The following is a 1,959-nucleotide window of genomic DNA, read 5'->3' as shown; positions in this document are numbered from 1 at the left end:
GATTCCAGAATTATTACAACTCAATCATCTAATTACTCTTGAACCTCAAGCACCGATAACTTTTGAACTAATTAGTCATCGTCAAGAATCAATTGAGTGCGCTGTTTAGATGGCTACTTCTTTAACACCTGCATTAAAAAACTGCTCTCAGCAGCTGGATGTTATTTTGAACGTCAAGGTAAAGGAGATCATGAAATTTGGTATAGTCCTCTGACAGAAAGAAGATTTGTAGTTGATAATACTATTAAATCACGCCATACTGCTAATGTAGTTTTGAAACAAGCCGGATTATCTAAAGCCTTTTGAACGCTGTAGAATCTTCATCCATTAATTAAACTACATAGGATTCTATGCTTTTATCACCATTCTAGCATGGCCTAAACATTGGTCGGGGTAGGGGCGAAGCATTCGGATAAAAAATCTAGGATTTCAGCGATAAGTTATTGCCCAAATGCTTCACCCCTACAGTGATTTTCTGCAATTTGAGGAATCACTGTTGCACAAGGCAGTTCAAAATTCATTGTCTTAATTATGATTGAGGAAAAGGGAGAATAATATAGCGAATCACTGTTCCTAGTAAAGCTGTTCCCAAGATGCCGATTAACGTCCAAATCTGGGCTTTCTGAGAGCCTTTTAATTCTTTTGTATCTTCTTTTACCCCTTCAATATCTTTTTCTAAACTATCGACTTTTTCATCTAATCTTGCCTGTACTATTTTAATATCCATAACATCTTTTTGCAGATTATCCAACTTCTGATTAATTGAACCTAAAATTTCTTTGAGATCCTGTTCAATAGTAACTGACATCTAATGATTCTCCTAATAATGATAGTTATCAGCATTGTTATCTATCTTATCTTAAGTGTTTGCCCAACCGAAGCGCCTCATTTTCCCTTGCTGCCTTCCCTCATTGTTGCCCTCCCCCTCCCATTATCTCCACTAATTTATGAGCCGATAATTCCTGATTAAGCCAATCCTTTCTCAGCCAACCATTGAGGATTATATAAACGAGATTGATAACGGGACCCACCATCACAAAGAACAGTAACGATGGTGTGGCCTGGTCCCATTTGTTTAGCTAAAGCTACCGCAGCACCGACATTAATACCCACAGAACCCCCCATAAATAAACCATCTTTTTGTAATAGTTGATAAACAACTTTAATGGCAGTGGGATCATCAATTTGAATGGCATCATCTATGGGTGCGCCTTCCATATTAGCGGTAATACGACTATTACCAATTCCTTCAGTAATTGAACTACCTTCCAGGGTAATTGTCCCGGTTTTCACATAACTATATAAACCGCTACCCATCGGATCCGCCACCACACAATGCACCTGCGGATTTTGGTCTTTTAAAAACATCGCCACCCCCGCGTAGGTTCCCCCGGTTCCCGTGGCAGCCACCCAAGCATCAATTTTACCGTCGGTTTGTTCCCAGATTTCCCGGCCAGTGGTTTCGTAGTGAGCGCGACGATTAGCCAGATTATCGAATTGATTAGCCCAGATAGCATTTTCCATCTCACTGGCCAATCTCCCCGATAATTTAACGTAATTATTGGCATCTCGGTAGGGAACGGCGGGAACAGCACGCACTTCTGCACCCAATGTTCTCAATAGGTCGATTTTCTCTTGGGATTGGGTATCGGGAATGATAATCAGGCATTTATAACCTTTAGCATTGCAGATATGGGCCAAACCGATGCCAGTATTGCCGGCGGTTCCTTCGACAACGGTTCCCCCCGGTTGGAGAGTACCGGCTTTTTCCGCTTCTTGAATAATATATAAAGCGGCCCGATCCTTGACCGAACCACCGGGGTTAAGAAATTCGGCCTTACCGAGAATCTCGCAGCCGGTTTCCTCGCTAAAACTATTGAGACGAATTAGGGGAGTATTACCCACCGCATCGACGAAACCATGTTTAATATCCATAATCTGTTATTTTTCGTGCTGTTC

The 1,959-nt window shown here is 41.5% G+C and carries 3 protein-coding genes and 1 pseudogene; 2 read left to right on the top strand and 2 right to left on the bottom strand.

Annotated features, from left to right (window positions below):
• Together PX484_RS26125 and PX484_RS19535 are read left to right on the top strand one after the other, a co-directional pair.
• Window positions 1-109, top strand: a pseudogene (locus PX484_RS26125) (DUF1902 domain-containing protein); the annotation flags it as partial.
• Window positions 97-306, top strand: coding sequence for a type II toxin-antitoxin system HicA family toxin (locus PX484_RS19535; RefSeq protein ID WP_287764698.1), 210 nt, complete (start codon window positions 97-99; stop codon window positions 304-306). The pseudogene PX484_RS26125 and the gene PX484_RS19535, both read left to right, overlap by 13 nt.
• A gap of 223 nt (window positions 307-529) precedes the next feature.
• On the opposite strand, the gene PX484_RS19530 is transcribed toward PX484_RS19535, so the two are convergent.
• Together PX484_RS19530 and PX484_RS19525 are read right to left on the bottom strand one after the other, a co-directional pair.
• A complete protein-coding gene (locus PX484_RS19530) occupies window positions 530-808 on the bottom strand; it encodes a hemolysin XhlA family protein (protein ID WP_287764700.1) in 279 nt (92 codons plus the stop codon).
• A 158-nt stretch (window positions 809-966) separates the two neighbouring features.
• Window positions 967-1,935, bottom strand: a complete 969-nt coding sequence (locus tag PX484_RS19525) for a cysteine synthase A (RefSeq protein WP_287764701.1) — start codon at window positions 1,933-1,935, stop codon at window positions 967-969.
• Window positions 1,936-1,959: the final 24 nt, after the last annotated feature.

Source organism: Microcystis sp. M49636_WE2, assembly GCF_030065375.1.
GTDB lineage: Bacteria > Cyanobacteriota > Cyanobacteriia > Cyanobacteriales > Microcystaceae > Microcystis > Microcystis aeruginosa_C.
Note: the sequence above shows the minus strand (reverse complement) of the source record. Positions and strands in the feature narration are given on the sequence as shown.

What these genes read in the sequence shown, in the direction of transcription:
- PX484_RS19530 (WP_287764700.1), bottom strand. Translation starts at nt 808, where the DNA reads ATGTCAGTTACTATTGAACAGGATCTCAAAGAAATTTTAGGTTCAATT.
- PX484_RS19525 (WP_287764701.1), bottom strand. Translation starts at nt 1,935, where the DNA reads ATGGATATTAAACATGGTTTCGTCGATGCGGTGGGTAATACTCCCCTA.